The organism is Vibrio sp. Vb1018, assembly GCF_033338775.1.
In the GTDB taxonomy this organism is placed as follows: Bacteria; Pseudomonadota; Gammaproteobacteria; order Enterobacterales; family Vibrionaceae; genus Vibrio; species Vibrio alginolyticus.
Genome location: NZ_JAWOTI010000004.1, coordinates 161,340 through 181,916, shown reverse-complemented (window position 1 = coordinate 181,916; position 20,577 = coordinate 161,340). Strand labels below are relative to the sequence as shown.

At 41.2% G+C, this 20,577-nt stretch carries 16 protein-coding genes; 1 reads left to right on the top strand and 15 read right to left on the bottom strand.

The features are described from left to right. Nucleotides 1-10 precede the first annotated feature (10 nt). The 15 genes from tssG to tagH are packed head-to-tail and all read right to left on the bottom strand — an operon-like array spanning nt 11 to nt 18,108. Complete coding sequence (gene tssG / locus R7Z10_RS06915) at nt 11-976, bottom strand: type VI secretion system baseplate subunit TssG (RefSeq protein WP_005375963.1); 966 nt, start codon at nt 974-976, stop codon at nt 11-13. Then, nucleotides 973-2,796 (bottom strand): type VI secretion system baseplate subunit TssF, encoded by a 1,824-nt coding sequence (tssF, locus tag R7Z10_RS06910; protein WP_017820213.1) that lies wholly within the window; start codon nt 2,794-2,796, stop codon nt 973-975. Before tssF ends, tssG begins: the two co-directional genes overlap by 4 nt. After that, complete coding sequence (tssE, locus tag R7Z10_RS06905) at nt 2,793-3,257, bottom strand: type VI secretion system baseplate subunit TssE (protein ID WP_017635621.1); 465 nt, start codon at nt 3,255-3,257, stop codon at nt 2,793-2,795. The genes tssF and tssE overlap by 4 nt, the downstream gene beginning before the upstream one ends. A gap of 7 nt (nt 3,258-3,264) precedes the next feature. Then, nucleotides 3,265-4,059: a type VI secretion system accessory protein TagJ gene (locus tag R7Z10_RS06900; RefSeq protein ID WP_017820215.1), complete on the bottom strand. Its 795-nt coding sequence runs from the start codon at nt 4,057-4,059 to the stop codon at nt 3,265-3,267. A 10-nt stretch (nt 4,060-4,069) separates the two neighbouring features. Continuing rightward, nucleotides 4,070-5,581 carry a type VI secretion system contractile sheath large subunit gene (gene tssC, locus R7Z10_RS06895; RefSeq protein WP_318104443.1) on the bottom strand — a complete coding sequence of 504 codons (1,512 nt, stop codon included), beginning with the start codon at nt 5,579-5,581 and terminating at the stop codon, nt 4,070-4,072. A 52-nt stretch (nt 5,582-5,633) separates the two neighbouring features. After that, nucleotides 5,634-7,127, bottom strand: a complete 1,494-nt coding sequence (gene tssC / locus R7Z10_RS06890; protein ID WP_318104441.1) for a type VI secretion system contractile sheath large subunit — start codon at nt 7,125-7,127, stop codon at nt 5,634-5,636. Beyond that, nucleotides 7,127-7,657, bottom strand: coding sequence for a type VI secretion system contractile sheath small subunit (gene tssB, locus R7Z10_RS06885; protein ID WP_005387524.1), 531 nt, complete (start codon nt 7,655-7,657; stop codon nt 7,127-7,129). Before tssB ends, tssC (R7Z10_RS06890) begins: the two co-directional genes overlap by 1 nt. Nucleotides 7,658-7,672: 15 nt before the next feature. Then, a complete protein-coding gene (gene tssA, locus R7Z10_RS06880; RefSeq protein ID WP_054701384.1) occupies nt 7,673-8,788 on the bottom strand; it encodes a type VI secretion system protein TssA in 1,116 nt (371 codons plus the stop codon). After that, nucleotides 8,781-9,575 (bottom strand): PP2C family serine/threonine-protein phosphatase, encoded by a 795-nt coding sequence (locus R7Z10_RS06875; RefSeq protein WP_005375947.1) that lies wholly within the window; start codon nt 9,573-9,575, stop codon nt 8,781-8,783. Before R7Z10_RS06875 ends, tssA begins: the two co-directional genes overlap by 8 nt. Nucleotides 9,576-9,584: 9 nt before the next feature. Further along, a complete protein-coding gene (gene tagF / locus R7Z10_RS06870; protein WP_318104438.1) occupies nt 9,585-10,280 on the bottom strand; it encodes a type VI secretion system-associated protein TagF in 696 nt (231 codons plus the stop codon). Next, the gene (gene tssM / locus R7Z10_RS06865; protein WP_318104435.1) at nt 10,262-13,780 is read right to left on the bottom strand and encodes a type VI secretion system membrane subunit TssM; all 3,519 of its coding nucleotides are present in this window, start codon (nt 13,778-13,780) and stop codon (nt 10,262-10,264) included. Before tssM ends, tagF begins: the two co-directional genes overlap by 19 nt. A 16-nt stretch (nt 13,781-13,796) precedes the next feature. After that, nucleotides 13,797-15,089, bottom strand: coding sequence for a type VI secretion system protein TssL, long form (gene tssL, locus R7Z10_RS06860; protein ID WP_318104433.1), 1,293 nt, complete (start codon nt 15,087-15,089; stop codon nt 13,797-13,799). A gap of 11 nt (nt 15,090-15,100) precedes the next feature. Beyond that, nucleotides 15,101-16,426 (bottom strand): type VI secretion system baseplate subunit TssK, encoded by a 1,326-nt coding sequence (gene tssK, locus R7Z10_RS06855; protein WP_085569002.1) that lies wholly within the window; start codon nt 16,424-16,426, stop codon nt 15,101-15,103. Between the two features lie 21 nt (nt 16,427-16,447). Further along, nucleotides 16,448-16,903, bottom strand: coding sequence for a type VI secretion system lipoprotein TssJ (gene tssJ / locus R7Z10_RS06850; RefSeq protein ID WP_017820223.1), 456 nt, complete (start codon nt 16,901-16,903; stop codon nt 16,448-16,450). Nucleotides 16,904-16,914: 11 nt separating this feature from the next. Beyond that, on the bottom strand, nt 16,915-18,108 hold the full coding sequence (gene tagH, locus R7Z10_RS06845; RefSeq protein ID WP_205460987.1) for a type VI secretion system-associated FHA domain protein TagH: 1,194 nt from the start codon (nt 18,106-18,108) through the stop codon (nt 16,915-16,917). 312 nt (nt 18,109-18,420) lie between these two features. On the opposite strand from tagH, the gene R7Z10_RS06840 reads away from it, so the two are divergent. Next, nucleotides 18,421-20,571, top strand: a complete 2,151-nt coding sequence (locus R7Z10_RS06840; protein ID WP_318104430.1) for a serine/threonine-protein kinase — start codon at nt 18,421-18,423, stop codon at nt 20,569-20,571. Nucleotides 20,572-20,577: the final 6 nt, after the last annotated feature.

The window sequence follows — 20,577 nt, the reverse complement described above, 5'->3', positions numbered from 1 at the left end:
TACATTTCCTTTAAATAGTAATTGTTATAGTTCGATCTTTTGTACGTTCGTGTTTTTTAAGCACAGAACCAATACCTAACTGCCCCTGCTGTTTCGATAAACAAGCTTGTGGTAGCAAACTATGTTTGGTGGTGAGCTGCCACTTCAGTTGTTTATGTTTTCCAATCAACTCATAAGCAGCGTTCTTAATGATTGCTATATTGGGTTGGTTAGGAAGCAATTTACTAACTAGCTGTTTATCTTTTGGCAGAAATTCTATTGTTGTCCCCGCGTTGATGTTCCATGCTTTCGAACCCAAAGACGCTCCTAAACCAAGTTGAGCAAACTGCCCTTCAGGCATAGTTCGGGATGCAAGGCGTGTTTGCTCTTCTTTCGTAAGGTGTAACCATTGTCCTTGAAATTCATGAACTTTTACTTGGCATCCAGATAAACATTCAAGAATACTTTTCAGTCCACCTTTACTTCTCACTGGTGAAGCAAACACACCACCATAGTGCCGGGACAGTGAACTCCCTTTCCCAGTTAATGCCGATTTACAGCTTTCTAACGGCGAACGCGCGCCCTGCGCATGCGCACGAGACTGAACAGTCAGCTGACTCAGTTGCCAACATCGATAATAAAGAGATAATAAGCGATGATTGAAAATATCGTAGAAGTCCACCATAGCCGTATCGCCTTCTTTTTGGCGATGTAAAGCTAATTCACTATAGTGCTGGGGAAGCACACCTTGCTCACCCGTTAGGCCTATTAAATTGGTCTCAATCTCTAACTTGCTGTCATCTATATTTTTCAGTTCACAAAGCTGAGCATTTTCAAAACCTAATGATGGATTAACCTTTAAGTTTAGCTTTTCATGCTTCGGTAACGCATCTGTTCCTATTTGCGCCTCTGCTTGCAGAACTTCGTGTTCAATAAGATGAATCGCTTCAAACAATGGATGTTGCTTTAATTCTCGATAAAATTGTTCCGCGCTCATAGCAACACCTTATCGCCAGTTAATGCGGGCCATAGGTGGAAAGACTTTCCCGTGGACTTAATTCTTATTTCTAACTGCGTAAAAATGTTAATTTCAGCATATTGCGAGAAGTAAACAGATAAAACACTACCTAAGAGAAAGATCTGCTCTTTAGGTAAAATTTGATCAGAAACCGTCAAAATAATTTTTATACCGTGCGCAAATCCAACTTTGCCTTTCTGACTAATTCTTCCTGTAGTAGGCTCAAACTCTAACTTAGTTAAAGCATCGATTACCGCTTTCGTTTCTGCTGTCCCAGAAAATGCATAGAGATTAAGGGTCTGCTTCAAAGTTGCTAAACCATCTTCCTCGGTAAAATGGTTTAAAGTTAAAAGCTTAGTTAACTGCCATCGTGTGCTTTCATCCATTTCTGGCCGAATAGTTTCTGATAAAGAAACTAAACAACGAACAGATTCGAAATTGTCATTTACCTCCGGTAAAGATACTTGCGGCAGCCCACCTCCAAATGGAAGTTTCTGCGCTAAGTTGCGGTTACAGCACTCAGCTTCCACGTACATTAACCAGTTTTCCCGGCTATCCGGGCTGAACAATTGATGTTTTTTATCAACAAAAGAAATGTAAGTTTCTCTACCTGGCTCATCATACCCACCAGCCCAGTTCTTATCCTCACGTCTCATCAACCAATAAATCTCACTAGTGTTTGTATAATGCGTGTGCTCACCAGCGTGATAACATGGCAAATTGTGGTACGTTTTGTTCCAGTTTCTCAACGTTACGTCAGAAATTGAGACAACCTCATTACTTTCAGATTCTTGGTATTGCGGAGACAAGTGGTAATCGTATTCAGTTGGTAGAATACGCTTAGGCTCCATAATACTTTTAAATAAGTTGATTACAGGCACACAACCTACCATTAAGCTTTCTTCGTCCACTTGCTTTGGAAGCCAGTCATCGTTGGTATCAAAGTAAAAATACAGTTCGACTTGCTCTCCAAGATCTAGCTCAGATAATCCAAGTTCGGTGATATCAAAGAACATAAACTTCTCAGGAAAGTGCAAATACTCAACAAGTAATCTTGCTCCTGAAAAGCTTCTTTTACTGTATGGCACAACTTTCTCATCTTCTGAAAATCCTACTTCAGAAAGATGTCTTTTGGTTAAAGGACGAACTTCTTTGCCATCCACAACAACAGATAAACCAATTAGGTTTTGAAACAGCATTTGGTAGAGCTTAAAAGTCAATTGAGATTGACCGTTTAAATAGAAGCGCAGCCGTTCTATCCCCATTTCACCAAGAGGAGTCTCTTCATCTTGAGCCGTGAGCTGTACTTTCAAAACTGAATGAGCATTGCTTTCCCATCGTGAGCCAACTGGCTTGAAAGGCGCATTTTTAAAAACGCCAGAGGTCACATCAACAGGATACATTCTGACCGGATAACAAGTTCTAAACTCGCATTCATGATATCCAGTAGCACCGATAACAACTCGCTCGCCTTCTTCTACATCAAAATAAGAGGAAGTGGAGTTAGAACAGCTCATTTTAATGACTGACATTGACGGGATTGGGGCGTGAAAATCCGGATATAACTGTCCCATCAAAGACTCTGTAAACTGAGGGTAACTATTGTCTAAGCTTTGTCTAATCCTTGCTGTTAGAAATGCGCAGCCTTCTAACAATCTTTCTACGTGTGGATCGTCAACCTGTTCCTCACTAATACGAAGTCTCGCGGCAATCTTGGGATACTGCTCACCAAACTCTTGCCCTTTGTGACGCAAATAAGCTAACTCGCGATTATAGTACTTGAGAAACTCTTCACTCATTTTGCTCTACTCAGTTTCATACCTAAATTTACCGGCTCTACTTCAGAATTGAATCGCACTTCATGAATACTGTTATCAATTAAGCAAGTGGCATTTATCTGTAACCTCAATACCCTATCAATAGCGTTTTTCTCGTCCGAAATCTGGACATGAGGGTTCCTTAACCTCGGCTCAAACTCTTTAATTGCATCATGAACGATGTCGCAAAGCTGATTCTGCCCTTCTTGGCTGCTATAGGGCATTGAGGAAAAATCTGGCAGCCCATAGTTCAATATTGAATAACGAACCTCTAGAAGATCATCAGGAATATTTTTCCATCCAATACGACTATTCAGCATCGACTCTAGATCTCTAAGTAAGCTGCTCAACATCTGTTGCTGGCTTGCAGGGAAGTCTTTCTCATCTCGAGTGAGAGGATCACTATCTATCAATTTGTCGAGCAGAGAAACGGTTAACGACATGATATTTCTACGCTATTTGTTTCTGTTCTAATAATGTAGTCAAATCACAGATTGGAAGCGCTGAGTCACCGACTAACCAACATTTTTGACCCAAGCCAACAAAAGATTCTTGCTCACCAATCTGCTTCCAATCCGTTTCTCGGCCTAACTTTTGTGCATCGGTCTCTGAGTCGACATACGTCAAAGGCATATGGCCTTCGCCTTCACCAAGTCCATCGATATCAAACTCGACAGGTCGCCAAATACTTTCTAACAAAGAAGTAGGTGCTTTAACTTCTAGCGTATGGATGCTCGATATGGGTACAAGAAAATAGTTACCTGCTGTAGAAAACAGTTCAATGTAACCACCTAAACGATCATCAATATCTCTAGCATCTTCGTAGTTTGTGCCGTTTACGTTAAACCCTTTAATAGTACGACGCTCTTCAATGCGATGCGATAGACGTGACGCTTCTTCGTACTCTTGATTTCCGAGAGCAAGATTAAATCGAACAAGCTCTTTAGTTAATTCCTCATCACCTAATACTTTGGCACTAGCCGCACCATTGATAAAATCCTTTCTAGCTTGAGCTGCTTTCACTAAATGTCGTAGCTGACTTGCACCAGGCAGATACTCAGGAAACAATTTAATCGATTGCATGAGCTGAGCGTCCGCACGCTCGAAGTCCCCATCAATGCAAAGAAGCTCAATGAAGGAACTTCTCAAGCTCGCATCTTTAGGGGTTGCTTTAATTTCATCAATTAATTGCTCTAGAGCGTGTTGCAATAGGCCTTGGGACAAAGCATTTTTCCATTGAGTCATTGTTATTTCCTTACACCATGTGCTCTGGTGATAATTCGGTAATTAATTTAATGCTAGATACCATTTGATCGAGTTGAAAATGCGGTCGCAAATGGATAACTGAGTAATAATGTCCAGGAGTTTCTCTTTTCTCTCGAACTGTAATTTTTGCTTCATTTAGGGGGTATTTAGCCCGAAGCTCATCCGACGCTTCATCTGATGCGGTAGTGTACTGGTGTAACCAGCGTTGAAAGTCACGCTCTAGGCTTTCCGCGTCTTGATACCCACCAATTTTGTCACGCCCCATAACCTTGAGATAATGTGCGACTCGCGATACACACAATGTGTATTGCAACATCGATGTCAGTTTTGCATTCGTTGAAATATGCTTTTCTGCGTATTGTTTGGGCTTGTAGAGAGATACATTCGAGGTCATCCCTACCATATCGGTCTCAGGTATTGGAGAAATAGAAATAAAACCGCACTCAGACAATTCTTGTTCTTTTCTCTCAGAGATTTTCAAGTTTAACGGACATCTTTCACGATCATTCTTGCCATTAACACGCATCTTGCTCCTTGTAGGAGCGACGATAATACCCTGACTGTAATCGCCTTGTTTAATCCCTCGCATATGCGTGAACCAACCATGTTCCTGAAATGCTCTAATTGATACAGCAGCAAAACAGTACGCACTACTCCCCCATAGCAAATCTCGGTTGGAGTCGCAGACGTGTTCTTGAAAATTGAATTTATCATTCCGCGAGCCATCACTTTTGTATGGCTGACGGAACAAGACGTTAGGTGCAGTCAAACCAATAAATTTAGCGTCATCGTTATCTCTCAAACTACGCCACTTTGCATAATCTTCCTGTTCAAATTGGGCTGCTATATCTCTTATCGCAGAGAGTTGAGCGAAACTATCAACACCAAACATCTCTGGCGATGCAGACATGATAAATGGGCTGAATGCTGCAGCTGCAGACTGAGAGATCTTACTCAACACAGACAGATCTCTATCAAAATAATTTTTACTAGGATCACAGCGAAGCTGATAATCTCCAACCACCACACCAAAGGGTTCTCCCCCTGCCATGCCATATTCATTTTGATAGAGCAACTTAAATAGTGCTGATTGGTCAAACTCGATGGCTTTTAAAGCATCTTTACTGATTTCATTCCATGTCGCCGTTAAAACCTTAACTTTTACAGAATCCGATGAACGAGAATCAACCTGTTCACATAAATACCTAACTCCAACCCACCCCCTTTCGAGCTGTTGAAACTCAGGATGATGTAATATTTCATTTAGTTGAGATTCTAATAGCTCATCAATGCGGTTAATTGTGTTCATCACACTATGACGAAAGCTGTCCAAATCTCTTGAACGTGTACCTTCTAGCCAAATTCGAGCTGACGATACAAGATCAGAAGATTCATTGAATCGAGTCAACCACGGGCTATCAAGTTCAGCATAGCCTCCGGTACTGAACTCATGTTTTAGCTTGCTAGGGTCGCGAAAGTTAAGTGACACTGCTAATTCCATCTAGAACATAAAGATTGGTCATGGCTGGCCTTTCGACCAGCCAATTCATTTCTTATCCACCTGACTGAGGGATCTTTGCCACAAGTCGCAAAGATGTGGTCAGTTCTTCCATTTGTAACCAAGGCTTCAGCCATGCTACGGCATTGTAAGAACCAGGTGCGCCAGGAATTTCCTTAACCTGAACACGAGCGTCTGCTAGAGGGTATTTCGCTCTGATCTCTTGACCACCGCCTTCAGAAGCATTGACGTAACCTAGGATCCAGCGGTTCAGCCAAGACTCAACGTCTTCTGCTTCCATAAAGCTACCAATTTTATCTCGAGCCATTACTTTCAAATAATGCGCAAAACGAGATGTTGCCATCATATAAGGTAGGCGGGCAGAAATGGCCGCATTGGCCGTTACTTCAGGGGATTCATGGTTCGCTGGTTTTTGACAGGTTTGCGCACCAAAGAACACTGCATAGTTGGTGTTTTTGTAGTGACAAAGCGGTAAGAAACCAAGCTTACCAAGCTCCGCCTCACGTCTGTCGGTAATACCAATCTCTGTTGGGCACTTCATATCAGGGTCGCCATCATCACTCATGAAGAAATGCGTTGGCAAGTTATCCACTCGACCGCCGCCTTCTGCACCACGGATGGCAGTACAAAATCCATATTTTGAAAATGCGTCGGTTAACTTAACACCAAGAACATACGAAGAGTTCATCCAACAGTAGTCGTTATGTTCAGCGTTAACAGCAATACCTGAAACAGGATCTACTTCGAACTCTTCAAACCCAAACTCTTCGACTGGAGCGGTAGCTTGTCCGTATGGCAAACGAGCAAGGACTTTTGGCATCGTCAGACTAACGAAGCGCGAATCGGCACTCTCGCGGAACGAACGCCATTGGGCGTATTCTAGTGATTCAAATACCTTATCTAGGTCGCGTGGTTTTGACAGCTCAGTCCACTCATCAAAGCCGAATAGTGCTGGTGAAGCCGCGGACAAGAATGGAGAGAAGCCAGAAGCCGCTACATTTGACATTAGGCGTAACGACTCAATATCTTCTGGGTGGTTGGTAAACTCATAGTCTCCAATCAATGCACCATACGGTTCACCACCAGCACTACCAAACTCAGACTCGTAAACCTTTTTAAAGATCTGGCTTTGATCAAACTCAACAGCTTTGCTCAAGTCTTTATGTAGCTCTTTCTTGGTCATGCTCATCATGCGAACTTTCAGAGTAGAGCTGGTCTCTGAATTCATCACTAGATAATTTAAGCCGCGCCAAGAACCTTCGAGTTTCTGTAATTCTGGGTGATGCATTACTTCAGACAACTGATCAGAAATCTGCCTATCGAGCAAATTAATCGCTTCACGAAAAGTTACTGTTAGGTTTTTGTTCCAAGTAACTGTCCCTTTCATTGCTTCTTCAGCGAGCGTTTTAATCAGCTCCTCAGCACGAGAAGCTTCGGTCTGCTTAGTCGCACCAATAGCTTGATCTAAGAATGAAGTTGTCTGTTCATTAACTGTTGGATCTAACTGTTTTTCAGCTTCAGTCGTCATTATTCCGCTCCTTCAGTACTGTCTGACTTCGCTTTCTTGTCAAGATCTAACTCGCCTGCAAGTCTTGCCAGATTGTCTGTATTGTTCAAAACATCCTCTAGGATATTTTCAAGCTCTTCTGAGCGGTCAACTTTTGTCATCAAATCACGCAGTTTATTACGCGTTTCCATCAATTGGCGTAGTGGATCAACTTGATTTACGATCGCAGCAGGCTCAAAGTCTTGCATTGATTTAAAGTTTAAATCGACCTCAAACTGTGAATCGTCATTCGCAAGCTTATTCGCAACTTTAAACTTCACCGATGGATTCATTTTTTTGAGTACATCGTCAAAGTTATCTCGATCGATCTGAATAAAACGGCGGTCTTTTAATGGCTTCAACGCTTCTGTGTTTTGACCAGCGAAGTCACCCATTACACCTACAACAAAAGGCAGTTCTTTCTTAAGAGTCGTACCTTCAGTTTCAACATCATAGGTAATGTGGACACGAGGCTTCCGTACTCGTGATAGTTTCGAGTGGATACTCGTCATACCATTCTCCCTTTATTAATTTTCATTTTGTTCTGCTATGCCAACCAAACGGAAGTAGCTTTTCTTTGCATCCCCGTCGGAGATAAGTTCCGCCAGTAACTCCGGCAGAGGCATCCCACACCAACGAATAATCTGTTCGATGGAGTAAGAAACTGGTGAGTGAGGTTCACTCTCTCGGAAGAAATCAGCTACTTGCTGCAATTGTCTAATTGCCTGCTCTCGTGATTTCATGTTTGTCGCTAATAATGCATCACAACTTTGTGAACTTAACGGTTGTTCAGAAGAAGATTCATCAAGATCCTCTAGCTCTTCAAACACGGCTTGTGGTTGATTGAAACGATCTCCTAGAAGGTGCTTTAATGCCGAGTGTATTGATTCAAGTCTTTTTGATATATAAGAGCTAGGAGTCACATCACCGGCCGCTTCGTCTAATCGCTGACTGAATTCATTAAATGATTCTGTAGCGAACTCCAAATCCGTGATTAATTCTTGATAAAACGTATCAGAAGTCGACTTAACCGTAGTTATAATTTCAGATAACTCAACAGCCCCAAGCTCGACTCGATTTCGGCGCTTATCTTCGTCTAAGCGCTCAAGCTCTATAGCTTGCTGATATTCCCAATAGGCATAAGCTTGCTCCACGCCTAAGTCAGTCAATGGTATACAAGCAATTGGAAAAATAAGTGTTCCTTCACTATCGATACCATTGAGGCCAATAATCGCCGATATTCTTGTCTCAATACCATCTTCATCAGGCATTGGGTACAGATCATCCCAAAAGTTCTCAATTAAACTGGTTGCGAGTTTGTAGCCAACGCCCATACCACGAAAACCATACAATCGAGTTAGGGCTTCTATAAGCCAGGCAACAAATTCCAAATCTTTAGACTGATTCGTGAGTATTTCTGGGACATCTTCAATAAATACTCGCCATAAATTACTGTGGGTATAGATACTTTCTTCTTCTATAAGAGCATTACGTTCAGCGTTGCGGGCGGCCATACGCTGATCTTTCAACCGATAGTAAGCAGACTGTGGTGATACATCCTCTCTAGGATCAACACCTGTAGGATTTTCTTGAGATATAGGAGCCAACGCTTGTTCATACCAATCAAACATTTCATTACTCATAAGCTCTCCCTCTTAGAAAGACAGGTATTGTCGCGTCTTCTCTAGTTACTGTTTCGCACTCCGTTTGCGCTTGGCGAACTTTGATCAAAGCACAAGTTACGTTATCACTTGCGCCCCGAACCAAAGCCGAATGCATGAGCGCTAATCCAGCTTGGTTGACTGAGTCTGCATACAATGTCCGATGAATTTCATCACTCGTAAGTTCCTTAGAGAGTCCATCGCTACAGAGTAGAAACTGATCGCCGTCAGCCAACTGCCCTGAAACTTGATCAATAGTGACACTTTCGTCGACCCCAACAGCTCTGGTAATAACATTTGCAAGAGGGTGAGATTCGGCATCTTCAAATGCCAATAAGCCCTGATCCACTAAGTCCATGACTTGACTATGATCACGTGTTTTTTGGACAAAATTACCACTTCTAAGCTGGTAAATTCGGCTATCCCCCACCCAAAGGCAGTGGTAATACCCATCCTGAATAAACAACAAAACAAGTGTTGTTCCCATCGTTTTACCGTCTAAGTGATTTTGTGCGTATTGGTAAATTTCTAAGTTCGCTTCTTGAACCACTCTTCGGATATCATCGATATTAGTATTGGAGACATCCTGCATGTGGCGCGCGACTCTATCCACTAGCATCTGGCTTGCTATATCGCCAGCACTGTGTCCACCCATTCCATCGGCAACCACCCAAATATGCTGCTCTGTCATATCCAACAGAGCATCCTCGTTATAAGGGCGTACTTTTCCTGCGTGCGATTTAGCAAAGGTAAAATAGTTCCAATTCATTCTTCTATCCTACCAATTCCAGTTTTTCCAGCCGCCATCAAGCATGGCTGAAAACTGACCAATTGAAGGAAATCCACTAGTAATGAACATGCATGGTTCAACCTTCGTTGAACCTTCAGTCCACCAAAAACATGGTTTACTCAATTTTTCTTTAATGAGGTAATTCAAAAGCGTATTTTGATCAGTATTGCCGTGATCATGAAAAACTGTAGATATTTGGCTTTGATAAAGAAACTCTAGAGGCCTCACTCCACTTGTTACATTCGCAACGAGGTCATTTTTTTCTTGAGTACTCTTATGCCAAACATCAAAGACAAAGTCGTCCTCAAGTACTGAAAGAGCAAGAGCGGCACTGTCCTCTGTCCAAGCTCTGTCACCCCAATATTGCGCAGCTTCACCTTTTACGGCACGAGCTATAGTAAAGAAAAAGTATCTACCGCATGCATCAACACTAGGAATCATGCTACCAATGTAGGTTGAGTCTTCTAAATAGCTAATATCCAAAGCAAAGTGCCACACAGGAGCCGTTAAAAAGTGCTCATTCCAGCTTTCACCCAGTTGTTCCCTGCTGACTGCAATAACCGCCTGTTGCCAATCATGCCAACGCTCCGAGAAATCTTGTGATAAACCATCTTTCACAAAGTCCCCTTTTGCGGGCATTTTACCGATATAGCCCCAGCCTGATGTTATAAGGTTCGTGGACATCTGAACCTCTCCATTTCATTTGACCAAAAAGGATTAATGGCACTAGAAGGAATAAGCTCTAGCTGCACCTTATTTCCCTTTAAATCAATCATAACTATATTGTCTTTACGCGATTCTGGCCTTGCTTTAAGTGATTGATCCAAAAGCTTGAATATGCCCCACTCACCTTCATAGGTATGCGCAATTTCGCGTTTAGATTCAGGTGGTGTGAACACAATTCGAGTCTGATCTTGACCGGCAGGCCAACTCAACGATTTAGCTCTTGCTGGTCCATGCTTATAAACCAAATCTTGTCCCCCCAACTCTAAGACAAATCGAGTAATGTGCTGGTCTAGATAAACAGGCTTCATCCCAAACTCTACGCGTAAGGAATTATCAGATTCAAAGAAAGACTGCCTGATACGTTGCGCTCTTTGAAAGACCATTAGTGTTTCTGGGCGAACTCCAATTTCCTTTTCTAATCGCCAACGACTTTTCGAAGTATCCACAAACGGTTCGAGGTATTCTTGGAAGAATGCGTCAAGCGTACCTCCATAACCAAAGAATCGCTTAAAGTCTTTCAATCTAACTTCTCTGCTCGCGTTGGGCTCGAATGGATATCTGCCAGCAATAGTCCGCTGATAAGGGCGGACCACTTGTGTTACCCAAAGTTGATTTAGATGATCCTTCGAACCGCTCTCCGCAAACTTAACCGACTCTTGAGAAAGATCACCTAGCCATTGATTAAATGGTCTCGGCAAAAGTTCTTTAGCACGAGAAAAGGAAGCTGCGACATCTTGTGTAACGGTTCCATCTAAAATACTTTTGTAGGCAATTTTCTGATTGTTACCAGAGCTTGATAAGTCACTTAAATACGAACGCAAGTTAACCATTGCTTGTTGAATATCATCAAAGTCTTGCTCACCAAGGCGTAAGATCTCTGAAAAATGCGATTCGACTTCTTTACCTGGCAGAGCAACATTGAAACCGTTTTCTTCAGGTAAATACATGTCTAGTCTATCTGCCGTATTTGAAAACTTAACTTTGGCAACTTTACCAGCAACTTCAGAAGCGGCTTTTTGATTTTCTGACAATGATACTTTTGATAGAGCAACCTCTTTTTGGATTGCTCTCAACAAAGATTCGATTGGTCTTTCAACTCCAGATAAAACCCTCGCTTGCTCTGTCGCAAGTTCTAGGCTCGGAGCCTGCTTCAATTGAATATCTTCGATCAACGTTTTCCATTCATTAACATAATCTTGATAGTATCGAGACTGAACGCCTTGGATGGCACTATCTTGATCAATTTCATGAGCCTTAAGATCGTCACCATAAACCCAGTTCTCTTCCATTAAGCTTTTTACTGTACGGTTGATCTGAATCTGAAAAATGCTATGAAAACCATTGTACGTGTAGAAACCCGAAATGCCTTGTGATAGCGGTTTTCCACTAGCTCGCTCGAACTGCTCAAGCCCTTTAGGTCCCAATACATCAGTCAAGCGAAATGAAGGTACATGACTCTTAGAAAATTGTATTTTCATTCGCTGATAAGCACGTTCAGGTAGAGACATTTGAGTCAACACTTCTCGAGCACTCGTCACGGCAGCAGTGTTGTAAGTAAAGCCTTGTCCATCGTTGCCTAATAAATATTGAGTGTGCTGTAGCAAACGTCTTCTTAAGTCTGCGTTTAGCTCACCCGGATATTGACGTTCGAAATAAAAGTTAAACCAAGCCAACACTTCATCTTGTTGATATTTGTCTGGATTGAATAACATCAAATACGTTTTTAACGTTTCGTACAAATACTCACGATGCTGTTGATTGCTCTCCATTTCTGACACCAAGCTATCAAGAAGCAGAGGGGCGTAATATTGGGTCAAAGCATCAGAATATGCATTGTTTGCCGCCTGAGACACTTTGTCTCCTTGATAGAGACCAAACCTCTTTACAGAGTCGGCATCACCGTAGTCGCTTTGCTTTCCGAGAGGAAGCGTCATCAACCTATCTAATGTTTCTACAGCTGAAACAATATCCGCTTCAAAATCTAAACTTTGAGCGCCAATCATTGCATCAATATGGCTCGCTTGTTCATTGGTATCGACAATTAACTGTGAGTTCCACTTATAACTCATAAACCAAAGCGCAGAAGCTCCTAGCAGTAGCGTTGTACATCCAATGTAAACACCTCGACGCATCCAACCTGACTGCTTTTGATAATGACGATTAACTGTTCCTAACAGTTGCTCTTTGAAAATAACCTTGTCAAAAAGATTCTTTACGAAATAACTATGAGAACCAGTCTGACTCTTTGCTAGAGCTAAACGATTTAACCCAAGTCCATTGGTTGATTCATTCATCAGCTTATCGACTGGTAAGCCTTCTTGAACCGAACTCAACATAAACACACCACGAATCAAGGCAGGCTCTTCAAAACTGTTTTGTGCAAAAATTTCAGCTAAAAACTCGTCAAGATTAGCTTGTAGCACTCTTAATTGCTTTGGAAATTCAAAGATAAGCGCGCGTTTATCTAAATCGTCCTCTGTTTCAAGTATTCTAAGCATACGGGCATCAAGGCGCTCCAACATGCCATGAAATTCTTTGTTGAATAGAGAAATAACGCCTCTTTCATCATCCACTTCACGAGGGAACATGAAACCAAATAATTCCTCTCGCTCTTCCTTACTTAAATCGGCAAAAAACTCATTGAAACCGGCAACTAAATCCATTTTGGTGAGCAATACGTAAATCGGAAACTGCATGCCTAACTGGTTTTTCAGTTCTTGAAGTCTCGACTTAATTGCTCGAGCATGAAGACTTCGCTCGGTTCGAGTCTGAGACATCACGCTGGCTAAACTTATCGTAACAATCGCACCATTAATTGGTCTTTGCGTTCTATACTTTTTCAACAATCCTAAGAAACCATGCCACGCTTTAGAGTCGACCTTTTCTTGACTGTCTTGTGTCGTATACCGGCCAGCCGTATCTATAAGAACTGCTTTATTTGCAAACCACCAATCACAGTGGCGAGTGCCACCTACACCGGCAATAGAGTCAGAGCCAAGGCTGTCTCCTAATGGAAACTCTAACCCCGACTGCTTTAATACGGTTGTTTTCCCCGTTCCAGGAGGGCCAATCAATACATACCACGGTAAGTCATACAAACTTCTCTTGCCTTTGTGTGTTTTCGTCACTACTTTGACAGCTTGCTCAATACGCTCGCGCATTAAGTCAATTTCACTTGCCGCTTCTTTATCTGATTGGCTATCAACCTCAAGCAACGTTTGAATACTTTCGTCTTCTTTCACCTTCTGCTTATGCTGCTTGGTAACGTTAAATATCGCCCAAAGCAACACCAACACAAGAATAGTGACTAGCCGTTGAAAGTCACTCTTTAGGGGCTCATATCCCGCTATGGTAATAAGTGGACCAACAACCCAAATGAAAATAGAACAAGCAGCGACACCTATAAGACCGAGAAACCATCTTTGAGTAAATATTCTGCCAATTTCTTTAATACGCATCTCTATCTACCTATTATTAATTCGCGACAAGAAGGTCGATTTCAATCCGGCGGTTAATAGCTCGGTTTTCATCACTACTGTTTTCAACTAATGGTCTTGCATCCCCCAATCCCTCGGGTATCACTCGCCCTTCTAATGCACTATTCGAGATCAGTTGTTCAGACATAGCAGTGGCTCGAGCTAATGATAGGTGCCAGTTCGAGGGATATTTACTCGTGAAAATAGGCCTATCGTCGGTGTGACCAGTAACAATGATCTTGCCTTGGGTCGACTCCAATGTTCTCGCAAGCTTAGAAATAACGGGTTGGATGTAAGCGACAACATCAGCACTACCTGATTCAAATAGATCTTGAGACTTTAACGAAATTCTTACCCTGTCTTGCAGCGGCTCAACATTGATTAGCCCCTTACCGATCTCAGTTGCTAGATACATTGAAATCTTTTCTGCAATTGGCGCTGATTTTGATTCTGACGTTGCATCTTGGTTAAGTTGTTGCGGTTGAATCAAATTGACTAATTGAGAAAAGGTGCGATTGGATGCCTTATTTAGCTCATAACTAAAATACATATATATGCAGACCAATAGTGCCGCCGTTACAGAACATACAACCCAAAGAGGAGCTCTATCAGAAGCCTTTGAGCCATTCAAAATGTGTTGGTCGATACTATTGCTTAGTTCCTGAGGGACTCCTCTCCCATAAGGCTTAAGAGTAGCAATAACCTGTCTTCTCAATTTCCGGTGCGACTCTAGTCCATTTTTTTCTAAACGGTATTGACCCAGAAACCCGAGAGATAAGCACACATACATTAGTTCAAGCAAATCTAAGTTCGCATCTGGTTTCGCCATGCACTTATCAAGATGCTTAAAGAACGCTTCCCCACCTTGACTGCTAGCATAGAAGGAGCTGAGTAATGAATCGTGACTCCAGAATGAATGCCCACCCCAATTGGTGTTAAGGACAACTTCATCTAGTGAACAGCATAAACAATAACGAGCTGTATCAATGGTATCCAAATCAACGTCATGCTGACGTAATCGGTTCTCATAATCTCTAAGCTTTTGTGCCAATGTCTCTTTTAGAAACAACGGATCGGAATGAGTCGCTGTCGACCGAATTTGACCGATAATAGATAACAGGCCATTCGCCTCTGCTAGTAGAGAGTTATTCCCATAAGCGACCACTGAATCATTGTTCACCAATTCAGGGCTTTTTGAGATAACTACGGTATTATCCACAGACTTTTCTGATTGTGGTTTCGATGCGGGTGCTCTTCCACCCGGTGTTGGTTTTACTATCGTTTGTTCCATACAGAGCGCGCCTATTGATTAATACTCCAAAGCTCAAGTTCAGCATTCGGAAAATGCCCTGATAGGTGAAGCGCAATACCGCCACTATCTTTTAGCCTCATCCAAAATGGCCCTTTCTTGACAACTTCGAAATAGACATAGCCCGTTTGGTAAGGAATCTGTCTCGGGACGACACTCAACGGCACTACGTTTATACCGTTGATCTGATTATTAATTAGATCGCGAATCTGTTCTGCCGGGCCAAACTTGAGTTGCGCTGGGACCAGGCGTCTTATTTCATCTGTTGTGGTATCTGCTTTAATTGCTAGCACAAATTGGCATGACTCAAGCAAGCGTTTATCTGGAAGCGGCGTCACTTGAATACCGTATTGGCGAGGCTCCAACGGAAGTTTGGTCGCAGTTTGGTCAAGAACAACACTGAGGTACTGACTGAGTATCTGATTCAACTCGCTATAAACACTTGATACATCTAAGTGATCATACGCAAGCAAACTTGGGAGTCTTTTAGTTTTATTAGAAAAAGTGGCTAACTCACCAATGTAACCTTTAAGTGTCGTCGCTAATTCCAGTGGATGTAACCTATCTAACTCACTGAAATGCTTTAACTTCGCCTCATATCGGTTCAACATTTGGAGCATGATGAAATCAACAGCAGATGCCGATGCAGATTTGCCCTTAATCAAGCGCTGCGCAATAACGTCAGCACGCATCTTTGTCATCGCGATAACGTTACGTAGATAAGCTGACATGACTTTATCGCTCAGGAGATTGATAAGCGGAGGAACGTACTCATCGTCTAGTATAACTTCCCCTTCAGGAGTTACCTCTTTGATCCTTAAGATAGGTAACTCCACATAACCCGCTAATTTGTCATTACTCGCTTTCAACTCAAGGTTGAGGGCTGCAACTTGGATGGTTTCTTCATCTTGTCCTGTAAGGTTATCTATCACGTCGATATCTTGAAGTACATAACGAGAGACGATCGATTCGCTTACATCCGAAACGTTTTTACCTGTAACACTTGAAAGAGGGAGAGTTATTTTTACTAACGTATTTTCAGTGTTTTTATCAATAAGTAGAGGCGAAACTGAATCGTTGGATATTAACGTATTAACCAACGTCATATCTGGCAAAACAGCTTCAAGATGCTCAAGTTCAATAAGACCATCTTTTAGCGCGTGTTTTTTTACTCGACATTTCCAAACTCCCCAATTGTAAACCCCACCTAACTGATGTAAGCCCTTGAATTCTTGAGAGGTTGCGCGTTCTTGTTGTTGGAAGTGCTGGGGACGTAAAAACATTCCTTCGCACCAAGCCGTCTTGGAGTATTGCGTCATTTATAATTAGCCAACTAAACGTTATTTAACGACCAAAGACAGATCTTCTAACAATACTTGATATGTGTTGTAACCGGTCTTATCCACTTTAATGACTTGTCGCCAATTTGAGTTTTCAATATCTCGAAACGCTACGACAATGCCTAAATATTCTGTCTTTGGAGACATACTTGCTTGATATGTTTCTTTCTGACCTGGAGTTAATGAAACTTCATATTTATTCACTAAATCAGGTCCTAAGACTTTTTCACTTTCTTCATAAATAGAAAAAAAGTCCTGGCTTTCGAAAATGGTATTTGACGTTAATTCAAATACATACACCACTACAGGAGAAGGCCTGCCGTTTGAATCAGGATTAATGTTATGACTTGCTGCTATTTCTAAATCTGAGTATGGATCAACAACTAGGTTCGCTGCTGAGCACCCAAATAAAGCCATTGAAATTAATAACAAAATATATTGGTAAAACTTTTTCATCACCCTAATTCCTAGCCCTTGTTTTTTAATGCTAATTCATAGTGCTTAGCGAAGTCTTCTAAATAGAACGGAGACTCTTTATTGATAATATCATCGGATAGCTTTTCATGAATATCCTCAAACCTCTTCCAACTTTGAGCATATTTTCTAGCTGGAATAACCTTATTAATAACCGTGTCTTTCGCTAAAGCATCTGAGTATATAGAAGTAGGTTCAACAAGTGACATAACACTTGAAACCGTACCTTCAACACCTTTCATTAAGGCTTGCTCATGACTTTCGATGTCATTAAATGCTTCTTTAATGGCTGCATTTGGCTTTAAGAAGCTAGCAGTTTGACGGTTATATAAGTTATGAATCGCATCTTCTAAGTTTGCAGAAAACTTTAAAGGGTTATTTTCTGACTTACGAAATGCGGTATGACTCAGTCGATTTGTTTGTTTAAACACTGCTCTGTTATGCAGTGTTTCCATTAAACCAACTAGCATCAAAGAAAATGACTCCCCCAGTTGTTCAAACCATTCCTCTCGGTTATCGCTGGGAATCATCATTGGATCTATACCCACCCCTCTAACAAAAGCCGCAAGTTCACCCCCATTGGTATCAAAGTTGGGAGTCGATAGGTGTTCTGATTGTCGGTTAACCTTCGGTAAAGTTTCAGATACGATGCTCTGTTTTTCGGGCTTTGGGATATCAATAAAATCATCGACTAAACCAATATCTAGCTGAAAGTCAGAAGGAACACTTTCGTTTAAGAGTTCACTAGCACTAAGGCCTAGGTCAACAAATTCTGCTTCCGATGGACTTGAGACTACTTCAGGGGGTGCGCTAGAAAGACTTTTACTTGTCTCAAGACTGAATACATCTGTATCTGTTTGAATAGAAACTGAAATTTGATAATCCCCTAAGCTAACCATATCGTCATCGCTTAGTGCTATTTCATTTCCTTGACCCACAGGAGTTACAGCATTATTTACAAAAGTACCATTAGTTGAGAGGTCTTTTATCAAGTATTTGTCACCAAACTTAATCAGTTCTCCGTGGGTTCCGGATACCACTCTTTCAGGATCTGGTAGTGTCCAATCACATTGTTCAGACCTACCAAATGTAACCTTGGCATGTTCATCACTTGATTCAAACACGAACTCACTCTCAATCTCTGGAGTAAATTTGTGAAAACTTGTTATGGTTAAAACCAACTTCATGTAAACCTCGCCAAAGACCTGCTAGATATTATTTTTAATTTTATTATTAACTGCTTTCTTATTAACAGTAAGATTAATAAAAATCTTAATAATGCCATTGAAAATCATGCACGGAATAATGAATCATTTTTTTATCAAAGCAATCACGTATTGTTCAACAATTTTAATTATCCAACCAAGTTCAAATTTTTGACACTTAGACTTTCATCAATAAAAAAACGAATGTTAGTTTGGCCGAGAAATTCTAACATAATGACTTTTCATTGAGCAGAAAGGTATATATTCCCCCATCATTTATACGGAGTTCTTGTGATGGAAGACAGTAATAAAAACAATTCTATAAATAACGAAGAAAGCGGAGATAAAACTAAAATTGTAAAGACTCAAAAACGAGACAATGCAATTAAATCAACCAAACTCACTAATAATGAAACCTCCGTTAAAAATAAAAATGAAACAAATACAAAACTGTCTCAAAAAGAAAACACTCCGTTAGTTAATAAGAAAAAAAACAATAAAGATGACTCATTAAATAATAACAAAGATGTTATTAACGAAAGCTTAATAGGAACGACCGTTAAAAATCGGTATGAAATTGAGTCGGTTATTGGGCATGGTGGGCTTTGCGATGTTTACTTAGCTAAAGATAAGATTCTTGAATCTTCAGGTTCAGAAACACCCTACGTTGCGTTAAAAATATTACAGAAAGAGTTTGCTTCTCAACCAGAGACTGCACGCATGTTAATACGTGAAGCTCAACAAACTCAAAGGTTAAGCCACCCTAATATCATTAGGGTTTTTGATTTTGGTGTTGATGGCGAAATATACTTTTTAGTTATGGAGTATATTAACGGAGAAACATTAGAGAGTTTAATACAGCGTTCTAGGCCCCATGGGCTGAAGTTTAATGCAACTTTATCAATCCTAAATCAGGTACTCGATGCACTCTCATATGCTCACTCTCTTGGTGTAGTGCACGCCGACCTAAAGCCCGCTAATGTGATTTTAACGTCTGAGGGTAACGTTAAGCTGCTTGATTTTGGTGTATCTAAAACTCATCAATTAAAGCAGGATCAATATGCGGCTAAACGTAAATCCGAAAATGTTGAAACGCTTGGTTATACTCCCAACTATGCATCACTCAACCTGTTATCCGGTAAGGAACCGAACTTAAGCGACGATATGTTTGCTCTATTTTGTATTGCTTACGAGTTATTGAGTTGCAAACACCCTTACGCAAGAACTCCAGTTAATGAAGCTCTCAAACAGAAGATCAAGGTCTCTAAACCAACTAACATGCCCGCATCTAAGTGGCCAATATTTTCAAGCGTATTTTCAACTGGCATCATTCCGAACGAGCTGACCCCTGAGCAGTTGAAACGCAAATTGAATATGCGCTATTGGCCTATCGCTAGCGGCGCGGCAGCGAGTATATTATTAGTTAGCGGCATTGTATTTGGTTATCAGCAGCAACAAGAAACCATCGCCACTTTGGAAACCGTTATTAGCAAGCAAAATGATCAAATTGCCGGACAAGAGTGGCAGCTTGATACGTCAGCAGAAAAAAGTTTGGCACTGATTGATAGTGAAAAAAGCTTACATCCAGTCGTTAAGGCTGGCTTATTACGCTTACACAAGACCTATATTCTCAGCGAGTTTGAATCTGAAATTGATCAGGTTTTGAATTCTGATGCCAACAACTACCCGAATTATGATGAAATTGAGTCCATACTTGATAAAGCAAAAACCTACTACCCTGACTCACATAAAATAGAAGTTCTTGCCTTAGATATTCAGTCAAGCAAGCACTCCACGTTACTTTCGATAGCAAGGCAAATCAACAGTCAACTTGAAAAGTCTCGGTACAGTAAAGAAGACGGCAGTAAATCCATCTATGAGCTCAAGGATGAGTTAAATCAGATTCATCAAGGTTATCCTTTCACGCCAAGTTCGTTATCTAGCGATGTTTTCGGTCAGCACCTCACTGAAGCACTCAAAAAGAAAGACGCAGCTGCACTTGTTGCTCTTATTAAGGTTGGGAACACCTTCTTTTCAAACGTAGAAGAGCATCAAGAGAACTTACAGATAAGTAATGCGATGAAAGATGCAGTGCTGGAAATGAAATTATATGAGACAGCGCTAGATTCCAACAGCCCTCTACCGTTTCCAGAAGATGCCGCTAGAATCCTGTTCCAAGAAGAGTTTGAAAACTTTTATTCTCGCCTAGAAAAGGCAAGGACGACAACTCATCTCGATAACTTGGTGAAGGATGTGGATCTGTTCTCGAAAAACTTTCCTATTGGTTTTCAGGATGTTAACGATTTAAGATTCAAAACTGCTGATAAATACTTACGCTTCTCCGATATATTGCTTAATAAGCGAAGGACTTCAAGCGCAAGACGCGCTATGAAGAAAGCCAACGAGCTTATGAAGCAAATAGAACAGGACTCTAAGCAAGGCTAGTAATAC

What these genes read in the sequence shown, in the direction of transcription:
- tssM (WP_318104435.1), bottom strand. Translation starts at nt 13,780, where the DNA reads ATGCGTATTAAAGAAATTGGCAGAATATTTACTCAAAGATGGTTTCTC.
- tssA (WP_054701384.1), bottom strand. Translation starts at nt 8,788, where the DNA reads ATGAGTAATGAAATGTTTGATTGGTATGAACAAGCGTTGGCTCCTATA.
- tssC (WP_318104441.1), bottom strand. Translation starts at nt 7,127, where the DNA reads ATGACGACTGAAGCTGAAAAACAGTTAGATCCAACAGTTAATGAACAG.
- tagF (WP_318104438.1), bottom strand. Translation starts at nt 10,280, where the DNA reads ATGTCCACGAACCTTATAACATCAGGCTGGGGCTATATCGGTAAAATG.
- tssG (WP_005375963.1), bottom strand. Translation starts at nt 976, where the DNA reads ATGAGCGCGGAACAATTTTATCGAGAATTAAAGCAACATCCATTGTTT.
- tssE (WP_017635621.1), bottom strand. Translation starts at nt 3,257, where the DNA reads ATGTCGTTAACCGTTTCTCTGCTCGACAAATTGATAGATAGTGATCCT.
- tssJ (WP_017820223.1), bottom strand. Translation starts at nt 16,903, where the DNA reads ATGAAAAAGTTTTACCAATATATTTTGTTATTAATTTCAATGGCTTTA.
- tssB (WP_005387524.1), bottom strand. Translation starts at nt 7,657, where the DNA reads ATGACGAGTATCCACTCGAAACTATCACGAGTACGGAAGCCTCGTGTC.
- R7Z10_RS06900 (WP_017820215.1), bottom strand. Translation starts at nt 4,059, where the DNA reads ATGACTCAATGGAAAAATGCTTTGTCCCAAGGCCTATTGCAACACGCT.
- tssL (WP_318104433.1), bottom strand. Translation starts at nt 15,089, where the DNA reads ATGGAACAAACGATAGTAAAACCAACACCGGGTGGAAGAGCACCCGCA.
- tagH (WP_205460987.1), bottom strand. Translation starts at nt 18,108, where the DNA reads ATGAAGTTGGTTTTAACCATAACAAGTTTTCACAAATTTACTCCAGAG.
- tssK (WP_085569002.1), bottom strand. Translation starts at nt 16,426, where the DNA reads ATGACGCAATACTCCAAGACGGCTTGGTGCGAAGGAATGTTTTTACGT.
- tssF (WP_017820213.1), bottom strand. Translation starts at nt 2,796, where the DNA reads ATGAGTGAAGAGTTTCTCAAGTACTATAATCGCGAGTTAGCTTATTTG.
- R7Z10_RS06840 (WP_318104430.1), top strand. Translation starts at nt 18,421, where the DNA reads ATGGAAGACAGTAATAAAAACAATTCTATAAATAACGAAGAAAGCGGA.
- tssC (WP_318104443.1), bottom strand. Translation starts at nt 5,581, where the DNA reads ATGGAATTAGCAGTGTCACTTAACTTTCGCGACCCTAGCAAGCTAAAA.
- R7Z10_RS06875 (WP_005375947.1), bottom strand. Translation starts at nt 9,575, where the DNA reads ATGAATTGGAACTATTTTACCTTTGCTAAATCGCACGCAGGAAAAGTA.